The organism is Streptosporangium sp. H16 (assembly GCF_051918855.1).
GTDB lineage: Bacteria > Actinomycetota > Actinomycetes > Streptosporangiales > Streptosporangiaceae > Streptosporangium.
This window is the reverse complement of the sequence record NZ_JBPXMD010000058.1, coordinates 12,744-30,866: the sequence shown is the minus strand read 5'-3', so window position 1 is coordinate 30,866 and position 18,123 is coordinate 12,744. Positions and strand designations below refer to the sequence as shown.

23 protein-coding genes are annotated in these 18,123 nt (G+C 71.0%); 9 read left to right on the top strand and 14 right to left on the bottom strand.

The window, feature by feature from the left end; all coding sequences use genetic code 11:
• Positions 1-270: 270 nt before the first annotated feature.
• A complete protein-coding gene (locus ACTOQ2_RS41795; protein ID WP_440107251.1) occupies positions 271-543 on the bottom strand; it encodes a hypothetical protein in 273 nt (90 codons plus the stop codon).
• Positions 544-549: 6 nt separating this feature from the next.
• On the opposite strand from ACTOQ2_RS41795, the gene ACTOQ2_RS41790 reads away from it, so the two are divergent.
• Entirely contained in the window at positions 550-792 is a 243-nt protein-coding gene (locus tag ACTOQ2_RS41790) for a MarR family winged helix-turn-helix transcriptional regulator (protein ID WP_440107249.1), read from the top strand.
• Positions 793-871: 79 nt separating this feature from the next.
• On the opposite strand, the gene ACTOQ2_RS41785 is transcribed toward ACTOQ2_RS41790, so the two are convergent.
• Positions 872-1,348: a DUF6194 family protein gene (locus tag ACTOQ2_RS41785; RefSeq protein ID WP_440107247.1), complete on the bottom strand. Its 477-nt coding sequence runs from the start codon at positions 1,346-1,348 to the stop codon at positions 872-874.
• Between the two features lie 87 nt (positions 1,349-1,435).
• On the opposite strand from ACTOQ2_RS41785, the gene ACTOQ2_RS41780 reads away from it, so the two are divergent.
• The 3 genes from ACTOQ2_RS41780 to ACTOQ2_RS41770 all read left to right on the top strand — a co-directional run bounded on the left by ACTOQ2_RS41780 (position 1,436) and on the right by ACTOQ2_RS41770 (position 4,146).
• On the top strand, positions 1,436-2,128 hold the full coding sequence (locus tag ACTOQ2_RS41780; protein WP_440107244.1) for a MerR family transcriptional regulator: 693 nt from the start codon (positions 1,436-1,438) through the stop codon (positions 2,126-2,128).
• Positions 2,129-2,302: 174 nt separating this feature from the next.
• Complete coding sequence (locus tag ACTOQ2_RS41775; RefSeq protein ID WP_440107242.1) at positions 2,303-3,511, top strand: histidine kinase; 1,209 nt, start codon at positions 2,303-2,305, stop codon at positions 3,509-3,511.
• Entirely contained in the window at positions 3,502-4,146 is a 645-nt protein-coding gene (locus tag ACTOQ2_RS41770) for a response regulator transcription factor (RefSeq protein WP_329079758.1), read from the top strand. The genes ACTOQ2_RS41775 and ACTOQ2_RS41770 overlap by 10 nt, the downstream gene beginning before the upstream one ends.
• A 73-nt stretch (positions 4,147-4,219) precedes the next feature.
• Here ACTOQ2_RS41770 and ACTOQ2_RS41765 read toward each other — a convergent pair whose 3' ends face one another.
• Positions 4,220-4,714 (bottom strand): NUDIX domain-containing protein, encoded by a 495-nt coding sequence (locus ACTOQ2_RS41765; protein ID WP_440107240.1) that lies wholly within the window; start codon positions 4,712-4,714, stop codon positions 4,220-4,222.
• On the bottom strand, positions 4,711-5,304 hold the full coding sequence (locus ACTOQ2_RS41760; protein WP_440107238.1) for an XRE family transcriptional regulator: 594 nt from the start codon (positions 5,302-5,304) through the stop codon (positions 4,711-4,713). Before ACTOQ2_RS41760 ends, ACTOQ2_RS41765 begins: the two co-directional genes overlap by 4 nt.
• A gap of 195 nt (positions 5,305-5,499) precedes the next feature.
• Between ACTOQ2_RS41760 and ACTOQ2_RS41755 the strand changes: the two genes are divergently transcribed.
• Complete coding sequence (locus tag ACTOQ2_RS41755; protein WP_440107236.1) at positions 5,500-5,910, top strand: hypothetical protein; 411 nt, start codon at positions 5,500-5,502, stop codon at positions 5,908-5,910.
• Between the two features lie 141 nt (positions 5,911-6,051).
• On the opposite strand, the gene ACTOQ2_RS41750 is transcribed toward ACTOQ2_RS41755, so the two are convergent.
• Complete coding sequence (locus ACTOQ2_RS41750; RefSeq protein WP_440107233.1) at positions 6,052-6,627, bottom strand: hypothetical protein; 576 nt, start codon at positions 6,625-6,627, stop codon at positions 6,052-6,054.
• 335 nt (positions 6,628-6,962) lie between these two features.
• On the opposite strand from ACTOQ2_RS41750, the gene ACTOQ2_RS41745 reads away from it, so the two are divergent.
• On the top strand, positions 6,963-7,133 hold the full coding sequence (locus ACTOQ2_RS41745; RefSeq protein ID WP_440107231.1) for a hypothetical protein: 171 nt from the start codon (positions 6,963-6,965) through the stop codon (positions 7,131-7,133).
• An 11-nt stretch (positions 7,134-7,144) separates the two neighbouring features.
• Here ACTOQ2_RS41745 and ACTOQ2_RS41740 read toward each other — a convergent pair whose 3' ends face one another.
• The 3 genes from ACTOQ2_RS41740 to ACTOQ2_RS41730 all read right to left on the bottom strand — a co-directional run bounded on the left by ACTOQ2_RS41740 (position 7,145) and on the right by ACTOQ2_RS41730 (position 9,465).
• A complete protein-coding gene (locus ACTOQ2_RS41740) occupies positions 7,145-7,774 on the bottom strand; it encodes a hypothetical protein (RefSeq protein WP_440107229.1) in 630 nt (209 codons plus the stop codon).
• Between the two features lie 247 nt (positions 7,775-8,021).
• A complete protein-coding gene (locus ACTOQ2_RS41735; protein ID WP_440107227.1) occupies positions 8,022-8,732 on the bottom strand; it encodes a L,D-transpeptidase family protein in 711 nt (236 codons plus the stop codon).
• Positions 8,733-8,964: 232 nt separating this feature from the next.
• A complete protein-coding gene (locus tag ACTOQ2_RS41730; RefSeq protein WP_440107225.1) occupies positions 8,965-9,465 on the bottom strand; it encodes a M15 family metallopeptidase in 501 nt (166 codons plus the stop codon).
• Between the two features lie 616 nt (positions 9,466-10,081).
• Between ACTOQ2_RS41730 and ACTOQ2_RS41725 the strand changes: the two genes are divergently transcribed.
• Together ACTOQ2_RS41725 and ACTOQ2_RS41720 are read left to right on the top strand one after the other, a co-directional pair.
• Positions 10,082-10,741 (top strand): class I SAM-dependent methyltransferase, encoded by a 660-nt coding sequence (locus ACTOQ2_RS41725; RefSeq protein WP_440107223.1) that lies wholly within the window; start codon positions 10,082-10,084, stop codon positions 10,739-10,741.
• Between the two features lie 87 nt (positions 10,742-10,828).
• On the top strand, positions 10,829-11,329 hold the full coding sequence (locus ACTOQ2_RS41720; protein ID WP_440107221.1) for an NUDIX domain-containing protein: 501 nt from the start codon (positions 10,829-10,831) through the stop codon (positions 11,327-11,329).
• Between the two features lie 134 nt (positions 11,330-11,463).
• Here the strand turns inward: ACTOQ2_RS41720 and ACTOQ2_RS41715 are convergent, their stop codons facing one another.
• Positions 11,464-12,018: a GNAT family N-acetyltransferase gene (locus ACTOQ2_RS41715; RefSeq protein WP_440087350.1), complete on the bottom strand. Its 555-nt coding sequence runs from the start codon at positions 12,016-12,018 to the stop codon at positions 11,464-11,466.
• A 181-nt stretch (positions 12,019-12,199) separates the two neighbouring features.
• Positions 12,200-13,429 (bottom strand): isochorismate synthase, encoded by a 1,230-nt coding sequence (locus tag ACTOQ2_RS41710; protein WP_440107219.1) that lies wholly within the window; start codon positions 13,427-13,429, stop codon positions 12,200-12,202.
• A 179-nt stretch (positions 13,430-13,608) separates the two neighbouring features.
• On the opposite strand from ACTOQ2_RS41710, the gene ACTOQ2_RS41705 reads away from it, so the two are divergent.
• The gene (locus ACTOQ2_RS41705) at positions 13,609-14,487 is read left to right on the top strand and encodes a GDSL-type esterase/lipase family protein (protein WP_440107217.1); all 879 of its coding nucleotides are present in this window, start codon (positions 13,609-13,611) and stop codon (positions 14,485-14,487) included.
• Between the two features lie 68 nt (positions 14,488-14,555).
• Here ACTOQ2_RS41705 and ACTOQ2_RS41700 read toward each other — a convergent pair whose 3' ends face one another.
• The 4 genes from ACTOQ2_RS41700 to ACTOQ2_RS41685 form a co-directional block, all read right to left on the bottom strand.
• Positions 14,556-15,161, bottom strand: coding sequence for a response regulator (locus tag ACTOQ2_RS41700; protein WP_440107253.1), 606 nt, complete (start codon positions 15,159-15,161; stop codon positions 14,556-14,558).
• 17 nt (positions 15,162-15,178) lie between these two features.
• Positions 15,179-16,252, bottom strand: a complete 1,074-nt coding sequence (locus ACTOQ2_RS41695; protein WP_440107216.1) for a sensor histidine kinase — start codon at positions 16,250-16,252, stop codon at positions 15,179-15,181.
• A gap of 109 nt (positions 16,253-16,361) precedes the next feature.
• Positions 16,362-17,087 carry an ABC transporter permease gene (locus tag ACTOQ2_RS41690; protein ID WP_440107214.1) on the bottom strand — a complete coding sequence of 242 codons (726 nt, stop codon included), beginning with the start codon at positions 17,085-17,087 and terminating at the stop codon, positions 16,362-16,364.
• Positions 17,087-18,037 (bottom strand): ABC transporter ATP-binding protein, encoded by a 951-nt coding sequence (locus tag ACTOQ2_RS41685; protein ID WP_440107212.1) that lies wholly within the window; start codon positions 18,035-18,037, stop codon positions 17,087-17,089. The genes ACTOQ2_RS41690 and ACTOQ2_RS41685 overlap by 1 nt, the downstream gene beginning before the upstream one ends.
• Positions 18,038-18,123 lie beyond the last annotated feature (86 nt).

Sequence of the window (18,123 nt, the reverse complement as noted above, 5' to 3'; positions counted from 1 at the left end):
CCCTACGCAGGGTGGGCCGAGCGATAAGACCTGGAAGGACAGGGCACGCTCGCGCCCTGGCGGGCACTCCCGCGCGGACCTTCACCCCCGGCCTGAAGGCCGAAGCGATGGCCCGCATTTCGGTAGCCGCGGGGTCCCGAGCCCGGGTCTTCTTCCCTGGCCGTTCCCCCTCCCGTCCCGGCGGGCCCTTTCCCGTTCGTGACACGCCCGCCGGCGTCGTCCGGGCCCGGCGGCCGGTGGGTGATCTGCCGGTGCCGGTGATCAGGGTGGTCATCGCGACGTCCCCTCTTCGGAGGAAACGAGCTCGTCGATCAGGGCGAAGAAGGCCTGGATTCCCGGCAGGGTGCCGCCCTTGGCGCGGGAGGCCGCGAAGTCGGCCGGCGAGCGCCACTCCACGATGTCCAGCCATTCGCCGTCGGGCAACTGTACGAGCCTGGCGCCCAGGAACCCGTCCCGGTCGGCCTGGAAGTCCGCGATCATCCCGCTGCGGGCGGCCAGGAGATCCGCCGCGCCTCCGACCTGTCCGCGCAGTCGGGCCAGCACAAGCAGGTGATCGGCAATCTGGTGGACGAGCTGGTGGCGCTCGGGTACGTGGAGCGGCGGCCGGATCCCGCCGACCGCAGGGCCAAGCTCGTCGTGCCCACCGAGCTGGGCCGCGACCACATGGTGAAGTCGGACGCCGTCCTCGTGGAGATGGAGGCCGAGCACGCGCGGGCGGTCGGCGAGGAGGCGTACGCGGAGTTCAAGCGCGTCTTCCGGCTGGTCGCCGAGCGTCAGGCCGGGACGAGGTGATCGTCGCCGTCACCGCGGCGGGTCGGGAACCTCCTCCTGTGCCCGCCATCGCCGCCGGCGTGTTCCGGACGCCCCCGGATCAGGGCGACGCCGATCCGGCGCGCCGCCGGTAGCGCGAGCGGGCCAGGTCGTGGGCCGTGCGAAGCAGCTCCCGGACCGCCGTTTCCGTCCGCGGCCCCGGGTTCACCACGGCCAGCCAGCCCAGCGTGCCGTACACGGGGTGCGCCATCACGGAGTCGGTCTCGCTCGGGTCGGCCTCGTTCGTGGCCGCGTCGCGCGGCTGCCGGCCCGTCCATCCGGTGAAGGCGTCCTTCCCGGCGGAGACGTTCAGCCGGAAGACGCCGGGACGGTTCAGCCGCGACAGCTCGTCGCCCGGGTAGTCCTTCGTCACGATCGTCGCGAAGGGCTGGGTCGCCGCCGGGACCTCGCCGTCGGGCGCGTAGTAGAAGAACGTGTCGCCCCAGCTGATCTCGGGTGAACCGTCACCGCGGGCCGGCCGGAGGATCACGACCCCGTCGAGGCCGGTGAGGAATTCGATGATCTCGTCGATACTCATGTGTTGTAGCGTGTCATTCACGTGCTTGTGGAGACTTTGCCCCGAACGCGCCGAGGTGGACGGGTGAGAAGTCGCAAAACAGCTAATATGCGGACGATCGATGTCGCGCGGCATGCCGGGTGCTCCGTCCAGCAGGTGCGCAATCTCGAGCGCGACGGGGTGCTGCCTCCGGCGACGCGCACCGGCGCGGGATACCGGATCTACGACGAGGCGCATCTGCGTTCCGCGGTGGCCTATCGGGCCCTCGCGGACGGCGCGGGACCGGCCGAGGCCAGGAGGATCATGCGCGCGGCGCACGCCTATCCCGCCTCGGACCTGCTCGCCCTGCTCGACGCGGCACACGCCCGGCTCGACACCGAGCGGCGGGAACTCGAGCTGGCCCGGGAGGCCGCCGCGACGATCTCCGGGGAGTCGATCGGCGACGTACGCCCCTCGGACGTGATGAGCGTCTCCGAGCTCGCCGGCGCGCTCGGTGTGCGCCCCTCGACGTTGCGACACTGGGACGCGGAAGGTCTCGTCGTGCCCCGGCGAACCTCCCCGGGAGGACCGCGACGGTACTTCCCGGACGATGTCCGGGACGCGCGGATCGTCCATCAGCTGCGCATGGCCGGTCATCGCGTCGACTCGCTCCGGGCCCTGATGCCGGAGCTGCGAGGCGCCCGCCGCTGGGACGAGGTGCTGGCCACGCTGGCCGCCAGGGACGCGAGCGTCGACGCCCGGTCGAGAGCCCTCCTCGACGGTGCCGCCGCACTCGGCGCCCTGCTCCCGCCGGCGGGGTGAGAGCCGCACCCGGTGCCCTGCTTCCGCCGGTGGGGTGAGACCCGTGCTCGTGCGTCCCCGCGGCTTCCGGCAGGGTGTGGTTTTCCGCAGCCCCGAAACGGCCACGTACCTCATTCCGGCCATGTCCCGATCGTTTGTAGCCTCTGGGGCATGTCAGATGGGCCGGTTGGACCGATGGAAGGACTCCGGGCGCCGGGTGAGGGGCCGGTGATCGCGCCGGTGCACCCGGCAGTCCCGGTGCTCGCGGGCGCCGGGCCGATCGAACGGCACGGGGGCGGCATGCGTCCCGCCGCTGAGGGGCTGCGGCTGCTGTGCGCGGTGGTCCTCGGGGCGGTCACCGCCCTGCTCGGCGTCGTGTTCCTGCCGCTCGCGCTGCCGTTCGCCGGTCGTCCGGCCGTACGGGGGGCGGCCCGGCGGCTGGCCGTGCTCGAAGCCCGCCGCCTGCGTCTCGATCCCGCCGCCCTCGGACTCGACGCGGACCGTCCGGACGGGCGGGAGTTGCGCTACCTGGCGGCCAGGGTGCCGGTGGGCGTGCTCGGCGGCCTGGTGGTCGCCCTGCTCGTCATCGGGGCCGGGGTGGCCGTCGTCCTCGCCTGGTTCTGGGGGAGGGGCCTGCCGGTCGACGGCATGGCGCCGAGCGTGCCACTGCTCGCCTACGCCTTCCTGGCCGGTCTCGTCCTGCTGTTCCTGGACCTGTCGGGCCTGGTGGGGGTGCACACGCTGGAGCGGCGGCTGGCCGTACGCATGCTCGGAGCCGACCCCACCGAGGCGCTGCGGCGCCGCATCGCCGAGCTGGCCGAGAGCCGCGCGGGCGTGCTGGCGGCCGTCGACTCCGAGCGGCGCAGGATCGAGCGGGACCTGCACGACGGGCTGCAGCAACGGCTGGTGGCGCTGTCCATGCTGGTCGGGCGGGCGCGCAGAGGACGCTCCGAACTGCTCGCGCAGGCGCACGAGGAGGCGCAGCAGGCGCTGGCCGAACTCCGCGAGGTGGCCTGGCGGGTCTACCCGTCGGGGCTGGACGCCCTCGGGCTCGCCAACGCGCTGGCCGGGGTGGCCGAGCGCTCCGGCGTCCCGGTCAAGGTCGTCTGCGAGCTGTCCGCACGGCCGCCGACGGCGGTGGAGACGGCGTCGTACTTCGTCGTCAGCGAGGCGGTGACCAACGCTGCCAAGCACGCCCGCGCCACCACGATCACCGTCGAGGTTCGTGAACGCGACACAATGGTCGTCGTGCGGATACAGGACGACGGCGTGGGCGGGGCGAGCGCGGCGGGCGGCGGCCTGTCGGGGCTGGCGCGGCGGGTGGCCGCGCTGGACGGCAGCTTCCGCGTCGACAGCCCGCCCGGCGGGCCCACCGTGATCACCGCGGAGCTTCCGTGCGGGTGATCCTGGCCGAGGACTCGACCCTGCTGCGCGAGGGGCTGGTCCGGCTGCTGCTGGAGGAGGGCCACGAGGTGCCGGCCGCGGTCGGCGACGGCGAGGCGCTCGTCGCCGCGGTCGCCGAGCACCGGCCCGACGTGGTGGTCGCCGATGTGCGGATGCCGCCGACCCACACCGACGAGGGGCTGCGGGCGGTGCTGGAGATCCGGCGCCGCCACCCGGGGACGCGCGTGCTGGTCCTGTCGCAGTACGTCGAGAAGCGCTACGCCACCGAGCTGATGACCGGTGACGTGGACGGGGTGGGCTACCTGCTCAAGGACCGGGTGGCCCAGGTCGCCGACTTCCTCGACGCGCTCGACCGCGTCGGCGCGGGGGGAGCGGCCTTCGATCCGGAGGTGGTACGGCAGCTGCTGGCCAGGACCACCCACGCCGACCCGCTGAGCCGCCTCACCTCCCGCGAGCGGGAGGTGCTCGACCACATGGCGCAGGGCCTGACCAACGCCTCCACCGCCGAGCGGCTGCACGTCTCCCAGAGCGCCGTCGAGAAACACGTCAACGCGATCTTCGACAAGCTCGGTCTGCTGCACGTCACCGGCTACAGCCGCCGCGTCCTGGCCGTGCTGCGCTATCTCGGCTCCTGAGGGCCGGGTACGAACGGACGAAGGCCGGAGCGACCGCTGCTGGGCAGTGGAAAGTGGAAGACGCGCCGACCGGTCACTCCACGTACGGTGCTTGATCGCTCAGGCCGATCTCGATGCGGCGCCGCAGGGCGGGATGGACGGGATGGTCGCCCAGGTCGGCAGGGGCCACCCAGCGCACCTCCCGCGCTTCGCGGGGGTCCGGCTCCATCGTGCCTCCGACCACCCGGGCCCGCAGGCAGACATTGACCGGTTGCCGCACCTCGTCGACCTTGTCCTTGTGCATGTAGACGATCACGTGGTCCGGGGAGGAGAAGACGCCGACGAGGCCGGTGATCTCGACTTTCAGGCCGGTCTCCTCCTCGCACTCGCGGACGGCGCACTGCGCGACGGTCTCGCCTTTCTTGAGGCCGCCCGTGGGAATGGTCCACAGGTCGTTGTCGACGCGTTTCAGCAGCAGCACGGCGCCTTCGTCGTTGCGGACGAACACGCTCGCCGACGGCTTGCGGCTGGTCGGCTCGGGAGCGCCCGGGTCTTGCCAGTGGTCGATCCGGCGGCTGTGCTTGCTCACAGGTCATCCTCCTCGACGGGCCGTGCACCCGCCCACACCCGCTCGTAGGACTCCAGGTACGTGTTGTAGTAGGCGCCGTTGATGCGGCGAATGTGCAGCGTTGGTGTGTACGCCGCCAGGATTCCGTAGACGTGGACGTTGACCAGCATCTCGTCGTCGAACCGATAGATCGAGTTGTACAGCGGGGTGTCATGAAGGCGGATCTCCACCGAGGGGGGCACGTTCTGCGTGTAGTAGGCCATCACCGCCGCGACCCGCCCCGCGACGCCGCCTCCGATACGGTGCTCGGCGTCGCGGTACCCGAGCTGCTTGCCCTTGGGATCTCCCAGGAGCAGCCGTACGCGGGCACCCGCGTTCGCCTTGGCGATGAGGGTGGGCATCCAGTCGGGGTGCTCTTCGGTGAGGAACAGGCCCGCGTAAGCGAGCAGGTCGATCGTGCGCTCGGCGCCGCGCAGCAGCTCGGTCCACAGGTGCCGGGGGACGTCGCTGCGCCGTGGATAGGTGGCCACGAGCTCGGCGCCGGCCAAGGAGGCGCCGTTGACCGCATCGGGCCAGAGGTAGCTTTCCTCTTCCCGAAGAATCGCGGCCACGCGGTAACGCGTTTTCGGGTACGGCACAGACTTGCCGCTCAGCCAGCGCTCGACAGTTTTGGTTGATACTTCAGCGGCCTCCGCGAGGCTCGCGATGTCGTGTCCCGCGCGGTGAAGCGCTCGGCGAAGGCGTTCGTTGACCACGTCACCATGCTGCCATCTCTCGACAACTCCTGGCGTTCTCACTGGGAATAGTTGTCGGTAGATGTCTCGCAGCCTCCCCCTAATCCTGCGGCGCTGATCAAACAGCTTGTTGAAGCCGTCCAGGAGCGCGGTCTGACCGTCAAACAGATCGCCAACGCGATCCTGCATTTCTCCCGGTCGCCCGACTACAGCGAAGCCGCCGGTCCCGAAGATCAGGCGGTGGCTCGATCGTTTTTTACCGGCCTGTCCCAGCTGGTCGTCCTCGTGAAGGACTGTCAGGCACCGCACGCCGAAGGTAAACCGGTCCGCCTGGCCTGGTACTGGTGGTGGCAGGGCGATCGTCTGGCCGGCCCAGGCAGATCCGACGAAATGGAGCGTCTCGCCGACGCCGCCGACATCGACGCGGCAGCCGACCGGATCGCGTACGTCCTGAGCCTTGACGGCGAGTCGTCCACCACCTGAGTGCGTCGAGCCCCGCTGCGCGACAGGGAACGCGTCCGGGGCACGATGAGGGAAAGGGCACGGCCACCATGAGTCTGCCCGGCCTGGACTACAGCACCGTGCCCTCCCTCGGATGGTCTACGAGTCGGAAGCGGTAGCTCCTCAGCGGTGCGGCAACGTATCCAGGCAGATGCGGAACTCCTCGGCCTGAGCCTCTCCGGCAGGAAGCCGCTGGGCGAAGGCGTTGAGCTGGTCGGCGACGCGGCTGGAATCGACATCGGTGACGAGCTCGACGGCGCGCCGCGCCGTGTCCAGGGCGCCGTCAAGATCGTCCTGGTCGAGCTGCGCGTCAGCGATGGCGGTCAGGCCGAGCACGGTGTCACGGGTGTAGTCGACGCCTCGACCGGCCATGCCCTCCTCCAAGAGGCGCACCGCGATGTCCGGACGGCCGAGCTGTACAAAGCCCGTGCCGACCTCGATCGTGTGAGACGGCTGCCGCATCCAGTAGATCCACGGCGGGTCTTCGTCAGGGTCGCGACGCCCCCAGTGGTCGTCGGCGCGGAACAGGACCTCGACGGCTTGGCGGGACTCGCCGGCGACAGCGTGGGCGCGGACCTGCCACGCGTCGAGCATGGCGTGCACCGTGCGAGGTGCTCCGGAGCCGATGCGTTCCCGGGCGGCGTGCAGCAGATTGATCGCGGCGCGACCGTCTCCGGCATAGGTGTGCTGCATCGCCATGAGCGACAAGATGTAGGCGCCGGTCAGGGTGTCGCCTCCGGCGGCGGAGGTACGCAGTCCGGCATGCCAGTACCGTGCCGCCGCGGCGTGCCGGTCGCCGTCGAACGCGCACCAACCGGCGAAGCGCAGCAGTTCACCAGCCGCGCCGTACAGGCGCCGCTTGACCGCTGAACGGTAGCGGCCGTCCTGCAGCAGCCGGGCTATCAGTTGCAGATCGGCCTGGGCGAGGTGCAGGCAGTAATCGCCGCCGATGAGGTCATCGAGGTGCCACAGCTGGTGGATACGGTTCTCGACCCAGGTCGCAGCTGGGGCAGCTCATCACCCGGCTGGACGCCATGCTGGACGAGCAGGTCGAGGTGCTGCGCAGCCGCATGGCCGCCACCGTGCCCACGGTCGTCGCGGCGCTGCCGCCGCAGGCCGCCGACCGGCTTCTTCACGAGCACGGCCGGTGGGTGGCCGCGACAGGCTGGACATCGATCAACGCGGCTGATCCGTGTGGCACCTGACCCGCTGCGGGTCAGGCGGGCTCGGAGATCGGCACCCAGTTGAACTCCGGACAGTAGCGGGAGTACGTGGCCAGCTTCCAGGCCGCGTACTCCTGCGTCCGGCCGGTGGCGCGCAGCAGATGTTTGACCCAGGTGTGGGCGATCCGCTCCTGTCGGTTCATGCCGGTGTCGATCTCGTCGAGCACGCGGCACGCGACCACGAAGTCCTCCTCGGTCAGCGCCGATAGGTCGATCTCGACGCCGTCGACCTCGAAGGAGAACACCAGCCGGGTGGTGGTGAACCGGGTGTAGCGCTCGCCTTTGAACCCTGCGTGCGGGGCGAGCGCCGCCATCAACTCCTCCCGGCCGGCGACCGGGTAGCCGATCCCCAGGTCCAGGTCGCTGGTCTCCAGGTTGAGCTGGATCCCGAAGGAGCCGACATCGCGCGGCGTTTGCCCCGTCCAAGACTCGACAAGGCGAGCGGCCTTGGTGCGGACCCGCAGGAGACGCTCATCCTCCGCGCGGCGCTCCCGCCAGAACGCTTCGGCCCGGCGGAACTCCTCGGCGGTGAAGGACTCGGGGACGGCCCACCCCGTGACCATGATGGCCTCCAGGTCGAGGTTCGTCGCCAGCCCGCCAGCAGAGATCGTTTGATCGGTCATCGCGCCAGCGTAGTAACACCGGCATCGTGCACTTCGGGAGTTCCCGAATTTCCCCAGGGCTCCAGACGCAGCCCAAGAGGGTTGTGGCTATACCAGTTTCCATGAAACCCAGCGCGGTTCAGGTCCCGCCGAACGTGCGAACGCCCGGCTCAAGGCGCGTTCCAAGGAGCTCCGCGACGTCGGCGAGTGCCCCTGGAAGATCGGTGGCATCGTCGACGCGGCGCTCGTACGGGCCGTCGCTCCTTGGTCAGGCGACCCTGATGTCTATCTGCGGGGAGTGCTTCGGGTCCATCCAGCGCAGCAGCCGCAGCAGTTTGTCGACCGGCAGGCTGACGCAGCCACTGGTGGGCCCGCCGTTGCTGACGTGGAGGAAGATCGCGCTACCCAGGTGGGGCGTGCGGTTCTCGGTGTTGTAGGCGATCACGGCGCCGTAGTCGTAGGCCGGGGGGTTCATCATGTTCTCGGGAGTGGTCCCCGGATCGGCGTGGCGGGCGTCCACCCATGTGTTGTAGAGGGGACTGGCGGAATCGTCGTTCCACTTGTCGTGGGAGAGCGCCTGCCGGTAGGGGAATCTCACACCGGGATCGGGTTTGACCCCGAACATGAAGTCGAACCCGTACGTGCCGGACGGGGTGCGCCCGTCGCCCTCCCGCTTCTGGCCCGGCGGGGCGATGCCGCTCTCCCCGACGTTCGCCGTCCACGGCCCGTACGCCTTCACCCAGCGGCCGTTCTTCGCGGTGTAGGCGACCAGCGTGGCAGTGCTCCTCTGGTAGGCGTCGGCCGTCACGGTGATGAGCTGCCGTCCCGGCGACGGGGGTGGCAGGGCGGCGGCCGTGGAGGCGGAGGCGGCACGGGCACCGAAAAACCCGCCGAAAGCCATGACGAGTACGAGCAGAGCGGCGCTCACGAGGGAGGCCGTTCTCAAGTCCGCGGGCGCTTTCCGGTCAACGTTGTCCATACGTGCAGGTTAACCAGGTGAGAGGCATGCTCGATGTGGCCAAGGGCCAGGTCAGAGCCTTGCTCATGGGAGATTCCCCGCTCGCGTCGGACGTTCTCGGCCACGTCGCGCGGTGACGTCGACCCCGGCTCATATCCGGCCGGGGCTCACCGTCCGGCGGTCCCGCGCCGTCGAAACGGCCGCCGGTGGCTCCCACCGTGGCACGGCACCGGGAGATCTCAGCGCGAAGGCGTCATCGTCCGTTCTGGGAGAAGTGCTGGTAGTCCTTCGCGGTCGACCATGATCCGCCCCAGCCCCAGCCGATCTTCTCGAACGCGCGCACCACGTTGTCACCGGGGTTGATGACTCCTGGCCGATCCAGGGGACGCCGGACGTAGTCCTTCGCGTTCGGGGGATCGACGGTGCCGCCCGGATAAGGATGGATGTAGGGGTTCTCTCGGGTGTTGACATCGATTGCCAGGCCGTAGGCGTGTTGCGACCAGTTGCCGGTGGTCCCGACGCGCCGGCAGTTGAAGGCCGAGGTGTTGTCCGCCGCCATGGAGGCGTCGTCGCTGCCCTTGTAGACCTCCACCGGCTGCATCCGCCGAATGGGAAAGCGCTGACCGTACAGCTTCCTGAAGACCGAGACGACCTGGTCGGCCACCGATTCGTTGATCACCATCTTTCCCGTATGGGGTCTGCCGTCGAAGCCCCAGTAGGTCATGCTGATCATCCTGAGGTCGTCGGGTTGCACCGGGCATCCCCGCCGCCAGGAATACCGGAGCTGGTCCGGGGACACCGGCGTCACCGTGGCGGTGAACGCCTGTGATGCGCCTGGGGCGGGGGTCGCCGTTGGGGACGCCTGTGAGGTGCCCGGGGCAGGAGTCACCGGCGGGGACGCCGCGACCGTCACCGCGGCGACGCCGGTCACGCTGAGTAGAGCGAGTGCCGCCGCGGCCGACGTGTGGCGTGGAATGAATGCCATCTCCCCAGACTAGAACCCTCAATCTGCCTGCTCTCATCCATACCCCGCCTTGACGAGGTGCCGGGAACCCGCGCGGACGGCACCTACGAACCGTAAGGGGCGAAAGACGATCCGCGGGCTTCCCTGGCGGAGGAGAGGCCGCTGAGGCCGGTTACCGCAGCGCGGTTTTGGCCGGCACCGCTGCAGGTCAGGAAGTCAGGCTCGACGCCGCCGATTTCCGAAGAGGGAGCCCCTCACCGGCTACCGGGTTGTCGACGGTCGTGGGCATCGGCCGTGGCATCACAGCCCGGTCGAGACGATGCCGGATGTCGAAGTCGCCCGGCGGGAGAAAGGGCGCTTCGGGGTGGCACGCGTTCTTGTCGGTGCCACAGGGCATGATCGGCTGATGCCGGAGAACAGCGCTTCGATCGCGGCCTTCTGGGACGCTTCCGCCGCCTCTTTCGACGAGGAGGCCGACCACGGCCTTCGCGATCCAGGAGTCAGGGCCGCATGGGCGGAGCGTCTGCGGTCGTGGATGCCTGATCCGCCCGCCGACGTCCTGGACCTGGGGTGCGGCACCGGCTCGTTGTCCCTGGTGCTCGCCGAGCAGGGCCATCGGCCGGTCGGGGTGGACCTCGCGCCGCTCATGGTCGAGCGGGCCCGGCGCAAGCTCGCGGAGGCCGGCTTCGACGCCGTGATGATGGTGGGCGACGCGAGCGACCCGCCCGCGCGGGCGGGGACGTCCTTCGACGTGATCCTCTCCCGTCACCTGCTGTGGACCCTGCCCGATCCGCGGGAGGCGTTGCGCCGATGGGCCGGCCTGCTGCGCCCTGGAGGGCGTCTGGTGCTCATCGAGGGGCGCTGGGCGAGCGCCGAGCCGGGCGAGGAGCAGTCCCGCGGGGCGGAATCGGAGGCGATGCCGTGGGCGGGCGGGGTCGAGGCCGAGCGGCTCGCGCGGGCGCTGCGCCCGCTGGTCAGGACGTCGCGCGTCGAGCCACTCCTTGACCCCACCTTGTGGGGGCGGCCCGTCCAGGACGAGCGGTACGCCGTCGTCGCCTTCGCGTAGCGATCCGCCCTTGCCGGGGCGTGACAAGCCATGGGTGGTTCGATCACCGTCGTTCCGGACGCAGGGATCGGCGGTTAGGGTCGGGGAATGGCCGGCCGGCAATGGGTTCCCCCTGAGATCTGGTACGCCTCGTTGTCGACGGCGTATGCCGCGACGGGAGGATTGATCACCAACGCGGCGGACCGGATTCTCCTGGTCAAGCCCAATTACCGGCCGTTCTGGCTCTTTCCCGGTGGAGCGCTCGACGCTGGCGAGTTTCCCCATGAAGGGTGCGCCCGCGAGATCCGCGAAGAGCTGGGAGTGAATCTCAGGGTGGGTTCGTTGCTGGTCGTCGACTGGGTTCCGGCACGAGACGATCGGCCCCGCCCGCTCATGTACTTCCTGTTCGACTGCGGGGTCCTGAGCGAGGATCGAATCAAGCTGCAGCATGACGAGCTCGACGAGTACAGGTTCGTCTCGGTCGATGACGGCCTCACGATGGTGGACCGTGCCGCCGCACCTCGGCTCACGGCCGCTCTCCGGGCGCGCCGGAGCGGGCACGCCGAATATCTTCCCGCACCGGCCCCGGATGACGGTGTGCTGTCATGAGGTCTCCCTTCTCCGGGCGGACACCCCGCCTGAAGAGGCTCGTCCGACAGGCCGGCGGGGGAGACGGGTAAGGCCGACGACGCCGTCGCGTACGAGACGACGGAGCGTCGGCCGGAGCGTTGGAGCCGGGCGTCTCAGGGCCGGAGCGGGTCCTTGTCGGCGGGGGAGAGGTCGCTGGGCCAGAGCCGGTAGACGTTGAGGCGCGTCTCGTAGTACTTGTCCGTCTCCCCGACCCACTGCATGCCGATGCGCTTGGCCGTTCCCGCGCCGCGGTCGTTGTTCACCCGGACGACCGCGACGAGCTCGTGGGCGCCGATGGAGAACGCCCACGCGGCCAGGGCGCGGCCGGCCTCGGTGGCGTAGCCCTTCCCCCAGGCGTCGGGGGCGAGCTGCCAGCCGATCTCGATGTCCTCCTCGTCGGGCGGCAGGTATCGCAGGGAGAGGCCGCCGACGACCCGCTGGTCGGAGTTGCGGACGATCGCCCAGCGGCCCAGCGGGGGCGTGAGGGCGCTGCGGCTGCGGGTCCAGGACTCCAGCGTGGCGCGCATCGCCTGCTCGCCTTCGAGTTGCGTCATCGTCGGGGACAGCCACCGGGTGACCTCCGGGACGCCGTAGATGTCGAGGGCCTCAGCGGCGTCGTCGGGACTCCAGTCACGCACCGTGAGACGGGCGGTGGTCAGTAGGGCCATGTTTTCCTCTCCCTGACAGAGTTGACCGGCCGTACGGCGACGAGAGGCGCCGAGCTGGAGAAAATATCGTTTTCTTGCCGGAAATGTCCGATGTATTGCCCTTGTGAGAGTACGCCCATTTGCCGGGTGGTCACCAGACCACACGGCAACTGCCTGGTCGACGGCGCGTCAGCCCGGAGGGTCAGCCCTCCAGGGCGTACTGCATCACGCGGAGCTTGGCCTGGGCCTCCGCGAGCTCGGAGGCGGGGTCGGAGTCGCCCATGATGCCGCAGCCGGCGAACAGGCGGGCTCTGGGGCCCTCGATCTGGGCGCAGCGCAGCGCGATGCCCCACTCCCCGTCACCGCGCGCGTCGATCCAGCCGACCGGCCCGGCGTACCCGGCCCGGTCCATGCCCTCCAGCTCCCGGATGACGCCGAGGGCCGCCCCGGTGGGGGTGCCGCCGACGGCGGCGGTCGGGTGCATGGCCGCCACCACGTCCAGGACCGAGGCCCCGTCCGACAGGCGCCCGCTCACCGGGCTGGCCAGGTGCTGGACGTTGGAGAGCACCAGGAGCTCGGGCTCCTCGGGGATCTTCAGCTCGGCGCAGAGCGGGTCGAGCGCCTCGCGCACCGACGCGACCGCGCAGGCGTGCTCGTGGCGGTTCTTCTCCGAGGTGAACAGGGCCGTGCCGCGCGCCACGTCGTCGGCCTGGTCGGCGCCCCGCGCGATCGTGCCGGCCAGCACCAGGGACTCGACGGTCTCCCCGGTGCGCCGGACCAGCAGCTCGGGGGTGGCGCCGACCAGCCCGGCGCAGGAGAAGGTGTAGCACTCCGGGTAGCGGTCGGCCAGGCGGGCCAGCAGCAGCCGGACGTCGATCGGCCGCTCCGCGACGGCGGTCAGGTCGCGGGCCAGCACGGTCTTCTCCAGGTGGCCCGACCTGATCCGCCGGACGGCCCTGGCCACGGCGTGCTCCCACTCGGGCGCGGTCAGGCTGCCGTCGCCGTACCGGATCCTGCCCGGGGTGCGGAGCGGGGTGACCGCGTCGAGCCGCCGCTCGCCGACGGTGGTCAGCCAGGCGCGGCCGTCGCGGCGGGCGAGGATGGTCTGGGGGACGACGAGGACCGAGCCGCGGGCCTCCGGGTCGAAGGTGAACGAGCCGAAGGCGACGGGGCCCGAGCCGGGCGCCACCACGTCGTCGTCGACGTGCGCCTCGCCGAAGAGATCCGAGAGCCGGTCACGGGCCCAGTCGAAACGCCGGGGGCCGGGCGGCACGGCCAGGCGGATGGCCTCACCCCAGGCGACCAGGCCCTCCCCGTGCCTGACCCAGGCGTAGGGGGCGGTCTCCGGCAGTCGTGCGAACAGGTCACCGGGGTCGTCGACGGGGGTGGTCGTCACCACGAGAGGACGGGTTGATCCGAGCGCTACACTCACCCCCGCCACTCTATGCGGGAAACTGAACGTGTTCGACGGCGGTTCTCCCGTCAGCACACCCGCCACGTGGTGTCAAGAAAACCAAGGTACTCGGTCAATGGGCCGTACTGTCCTGGCCTGCGGTGATACATCCGAAGCAGACGCGATCTCTCAGCGGAGGTGTCATGCTTCGCACGACTGTGACAGCACTCACAGGGCTGGGCGCCCTTACGACCGCCTGGCTGGTCCCGGCCGGAACCGTCCAGGCGGCGCAACCCTGGCGGCCGGTGGTCATGGCCGCGCTCGGCGACTCCATCAGCGCCGGGTTCAACGCCTGCGGCTGGTACCTCACCTGCACCTCACGCTCCTGGTCCACCGGTGACCACCAGGGCGTCCGGAGCCAGTACGTGAGGCTGCGCGCCCTGGACGCGGCCGTCGCCGGGCACAACGTGAACCTCGCCGTCCCCGGCTCCACCAGCGCCGACCTCGCCGGGCAGGTGGCCCGCGCGGTCGGCAGGCGTGCCGACTACGTGACGGTGCTGATCGGCGCCCAGGACGCCTGCGTGTCCGAGGAGCGGCGGATGACCCCGGTGGCCGTCTACGAGCGGCGGGTGGCCGAGGCCCTGGCGCTGTTCCGGGCCGGGCGGCCCGGCGGCCGGGTGTTCGTGGCGAGCATCCCCGACATCAAGCGGCTGTGGCAGATCGGCAAGGGCAACCCGGTGGCGCGCGGGTTCTGGGCGGTGGGCCGGATCTGCCCCACCATGCTGGCGCGGCCCACCTCGACCTCGGCGGCCGACCGGGCGCGCCGCGACCGCGTGCGCGCCCGGGTGGCCGCCTACAACGTCGCGCTCGCCAGGGTCTGCGCGGCGTACGGCCCCGCCTGCCGGTTCGACGGCAACGAGGTTTTCAGGCAGCGGTTCACGGTCGGCCACCTCAGCAAGTGGGACTTCTTCCACCCCAACGCCGCGGGCCAGAAGCTGATCGCGGAGAAGACCTACGCGATGATGCGCGACTGGCTCACCGAGGACGCCACGGCACCCGTCCCCGCTCCCACCCCGGCCCCGGTGCCCGCCCTCTGACCCTGTCCCGTCCCGGCCCCGTCCCGTCCCGGCCCCGTCCCGTCCCGGCCCGTCCCGGCGCCGGCGGCTCAGAGCCAGCCGTTGTGCCGGGCGGCGCGGGCGGCCTCGATGCGGTTGCGGGTGCCGGTCTTGCCGATCGCGGCGGACAGGTAGTTGCGCACCGTGCTCTCCGACAGGTGCAGCCGCCGGGAGATGTCGGAGATCGTCGCGCCGTCGACCGCCGCGGCCAGCACGTCCCGCTCGCGATCGGTCAGCGGGCTGGCACCGGCGCTCAGCGCGGCGGCGGCCAGCGCGGGGTCGATCACCTTCTCGCCCGCCAGGGCCCGGCGGATCGCCGCGGCGAGCTCCTCCACGGGGCCGTCCTTGACCAGGAACCCCGCGGCGCCCGCCTCCATCGCCCGCCGCAGGTAGCCGGGCCTGCCGAACGTGGTCAGGATCAGCACCCGGCAACCCGGCAGCCGGTCCCGCAGCTCGGCCGCGGCGTCCAGGCCGCTGCTCCCCGGCATCTCGATGTCCAGCAGGGCGACGTCGGGGCGCGCGGTGAGCGCGGCGGGCACGACCTCGTCGCCCCGGGTGACCGTGGCGACGACCTCGATGTCGTCCTCCAGGTCGAGGAGCAGGGCCAGCGCGCTGCGCATCATGCCCTGGTCCTCCGCCAGCAGCACCCTGATCAGGGGAGCGTCAGGAGCGCTCACGGGAGCGTCACCCTCAGCAGGAAGCCGTCGCGGTCGCGGGTCTCCAGGGTCCCGCCGAGCGCGACGACCCGCTCGGTCAGGCCGCGCAGGCCGTTGCCGAAGGGGCTCCCGCCACGCCCCCGCCCGTCGTCGCGGATCTCCAGCATCGTTCCCTCCAGGGTGATCTCGCAGGTGCGGGCGGCGCTGTGGCGGACCACGTTGGTCACCCCCTCCCGCACGGCCCAGCCCAGCAGGGCGTCGGCCTCCGGTGCCGGCCGCTCCCCGGTGACGGTGACGGTGGCGGCGATGTCCGCGTCGGCCAGGACCGTACGCGCCGAGGCCAGCTCGGCGGCCAGCCCCCGGCCACGGTAACCGGTGACCGCGGCCCGCACCTCGGTCAGCGCCTTCCTGCCGACGGCCTCGATGTCGGCGGCCTGCCGCGCCGCCGCCTCGCCGTCGCGGGGGGCCAGCCGCCGTACGGCCTCAGCCTTGACCACCATCACCGACAGGGTGTGCCCGAGCAGGTCGTGCAGGTCGCGGGAGAACCGCAGCCGCTCCTCGGCCACCGCGGCGCGGGCCAGCTCCTCGCGGGTCTCCTGGAGCTCGGCGATCACGGAGAACAGTTTCAGGACGATGCTGACCACCAGGCCACCGGTGGCCGTCCCCCAGGTGGCCAGGGAGATGCTCGCCCAGCTCGCCCCCGCGCGCCACATCACCACGACCAGCGCGAGCGTCAGGGTCGTGAGGAGGAGGTAGACGGACCTCCCGCGCAGCACGGCCCCGCAGGCGATGGTCATCAGCGGCGCGAGGTAGAACCAGTTGTGCGCGAACCCCGCCAGCAGCAGGAAGGCCACCACCAGCAGCCCAGTCAGCACCACGGCCGCCGCGCGCCGCCGGTCGCGGAAGGACAACCGGATGCACAGCACGTACAGGACGGAGAAGGCGGCGATCCCCAGCGCGGCGGGCGGCACCGGCCGCACCTGCCCCGCCACGAGGTCGCTGATCGGGGGGTAGACGAGCAGCAGCCACGGGTAGAAGGCGAGCTCTCCCGGCCCTCCCCGCCTGGCCCTCCCCGGCTCTCCTGGTTTCACCGTTTCAGGTCCTCCCCGGCCCGCCGCCTCCGGCGCCCCGAGTCTCCCCTGCCGCGCCTCTCGCGGTCCTTCCGGTTTCCCGCTCACCCGGCCACTCCTATCACGCGGCTCACCCCACGCGCCCGGACCGGCGGTAGCCGTATACCGCCAGGATCCCGAAGGCGACCAGCCAGCCGGTCAGCATCAGCGCCGCGCCCACCTCGGGTGCCTGCCCGAAGGCGACCTTTCGCGACAGGTCGGCGTAGCCGAAGCTCGGCGTCCACTCCGCGACGGCCCGCAACCAGGAAGGGAAGGCCTCGGCGGGCAGCCACAGTCCCCCGATGATCGCCATCGACATGTTGGCCGCGATGTTGAGCACGGAGGCGGTCTGGCCGCTGAACAGGTAGCCGAAGGCCAGGCCGAGCAGGGTGAAGGGCAGCGAGCCTGCCCAGAGCAGGAGCACGATCGAGATCCACTGCCAGGTCTCCATCCGCACCCCGTTGAGCAGCGCCGCCGCCAGGGACACACCGATGATCACGGGCAGTACCACGAGCATGCCGGTGGCCGCCTTGCCCGCGACCACCCGTGCCGGGGCCAGCGGAGTGATCCGCAGCTGCCGCAGCCAGCCCGCCGACCTGTCCTCTGCGATGCCGCTGCCGTTGTTGAAGGCCGAGCCGATCGCGCCGAAGGCGGCCATGTTGACCATCAGGTAGAGGGCGGCCAGGACGCGGTCGTCGCCCGTCACGCCGAGGTTGGTGAAGAGGAGGTACATCGTCACGGGCATCGTGAAACCCATGATCACGTATCCCGGGTCGCGGAGGGTCCTGGTGAACTCCAGGCGGATGTAGCCGAGCATCACGCCTCCACCTCCGTCAGCGCCGTTGCCCCGGGGGCCGGCTCTGCCGGCTCCGTCAGCTCTGTCAGCTCTGTCAGCGCGATGAAGGCGTCCTCGAGCGCGGCGGGGACGACTTCGAGGTCTCGTACGGCTCCCGCCGCCGCCAGCGCCACGACGGTGGCGTCGGCGTCGCGGGTACGCAGGTGGGCCCGCCCACCCCGGATCTCGGCCGAGACGACCCCGGGCAGGCGTTCCAGCGAGGCGGCCTCCCCGGTGGCGGTGACGCTGACCGTGGACAGCGCGACCAGGCGCTTGATCTCCCTGCTGGTACCGTCGGCCGCGATCCGGCCCCGGTCGATCACCACCACCCGGTCGGCGTACTCGTCGGCCTCCTCCAGGTAGTGGGTGGAGAACACGATCGTTTTGCCGCGCGCGGCGAAGGCGCGCATGCTCTCCCAGAACTCCCGCCTGGCCCGCACGTCCAGCGCCGCGGTCGGCTCGTCCAGCAACATCAGGTCGGGATCCCCGGCCAGCGCCAGCGCGAAGCGGACCCGTTGCGCCTGGCCGCCCGACAGCCGTTCCATCCTGCGGCCGGCCAGCCCTTCCAGCCCGGCGGTCGCCAGCACCTTCTCCAGCGGGAGTGGCGACCGGTAGGTCCCGGAGACGAAACCGACCAGCTCGCGGACCGTGGTCCGGGGAACGAGGCCGCCCTCCTGGGGCATCGCCGCCAGCCGCCCGCTCCGGACCGCGTTCTCGGGGGAGTCACCGAAGACGCGCACCGTCCCGGAGCCGGGGGCCAGCAGCCCGAGCAGCAGCCCGATCGTGGTCGATTTTCCCGCGCCGTTGGGGCCGAGCAGGGCGACGGTCTGCCCGGCGGGAATGTCGAGGCTGATGCCGTCCACGGCGCGCACCGCCCCGAAACATTTGGTCACGTCCCTGAGGGACACCGCGTCGTTCGCGTCATTCGTCATGTGAACGACGCTACGGAGAGCGCGTTACCCGGGGCAGATCCATCGATCCGGAACCACCCATGACAAATGTCCTCTCGCCCCCGCGA

What these genes read in the sequence shown, in the direction of transcription:
- ACTOQ2_RS41775 (WP_440107242.1), top strand. Translation starts at nt 2,303, where the DNA reads ATGGAAGGACTCCGGGCGCCGGGTGAGGGGCCGGTGATCGCGCCGGTG.
- ACTOQ2_RS41715 (WP_440087350.1), bottom strand. Translation starts at nt 12,018, where the DNA reads ATGGCCCTACTGACCACCGCCCGTCTCACGGTGCGTGACTGGAGTCCC.
- ACTOQ2_RS41785 (WP_440107247.1), bottom strand. Translation starts at nt 1,348, where the DNA reads ATGAGTATCGACGAGATCATCGAATTCCTCACCGGCCTCGACGGGGTC.
- ACTOQ2_RS41780 (WP_440107244.1), top strand. Translation starts at nt 1,436, where the DNA reads ATGCGGACGATCGATGTCGCGCGGCATGCCGGGTGCTCCGTCCAGCAG.
- ACTOQ2_RS41745 (WP_440107231.1), top strand. Translation starts at nt 6,963, where the DNA reads ATGCTGGACGAGCAGGTCGAGGTGCTGCGCAGCCGCATGGCCGCCACC.
- ACTOQ2_RS41720 (WP_440107221.1), top strand. Translation starts at nt 10,829, where the DNA reads ATGGCCGGCCGGCAATGGGTTCCCCCTGAGATCTGGTACGCCTCGTTG.
- ACTOQ2_RS41750 (WP_440107233.1), bottom strand. Translation starts at nt 6,627, where the DNA reads ATGGCGATGCAGCACACCTATGCCGGAGACGGTCGCGCCGCGATCAAT.
- ACTOQ2_RS41690 (WP_440107214.1), bottom strand. Translation starts at nt 17,087, where the DNA reads ATGCTCGGCTACATCCGCCTGGAGTTCACCAGGACCCTCCGCGACCCG.
- ACTOQ2_RS41740 (WP_440107229.1), bottom strand. Translation starts at nt 7,774, where the DNA reads ATGACCGATCAAACGATCTCTGCTGGCGGGCTGGCGACGAACCTCGAC.
- ACTOQ2_RS41735 (WP_440107227.1), bottom strand. Translation starts at nt 8,732, where the DNA reads ATGGACAACGTTGACCGGAAAGCGCCCGCGGACTTGAGAACGGCCTCC.
- ACTOQ2_RS41685 (WP_440107212.1), bottom strand. Translation starts at nt 18,037, where the DNA reads ATGACGAATGACGCGAACGACGCGGTGTCCCTCAGGGACGTGACCAAA.
- ACTOQ2_RS41725 (WP_440107223.1), top strand. Translation starts at nt 10,082, where the DNA reads ATGCCGGAGAACAGCGCTTCGATCGCGGCCTTCTGGGACGCTTCCGCC.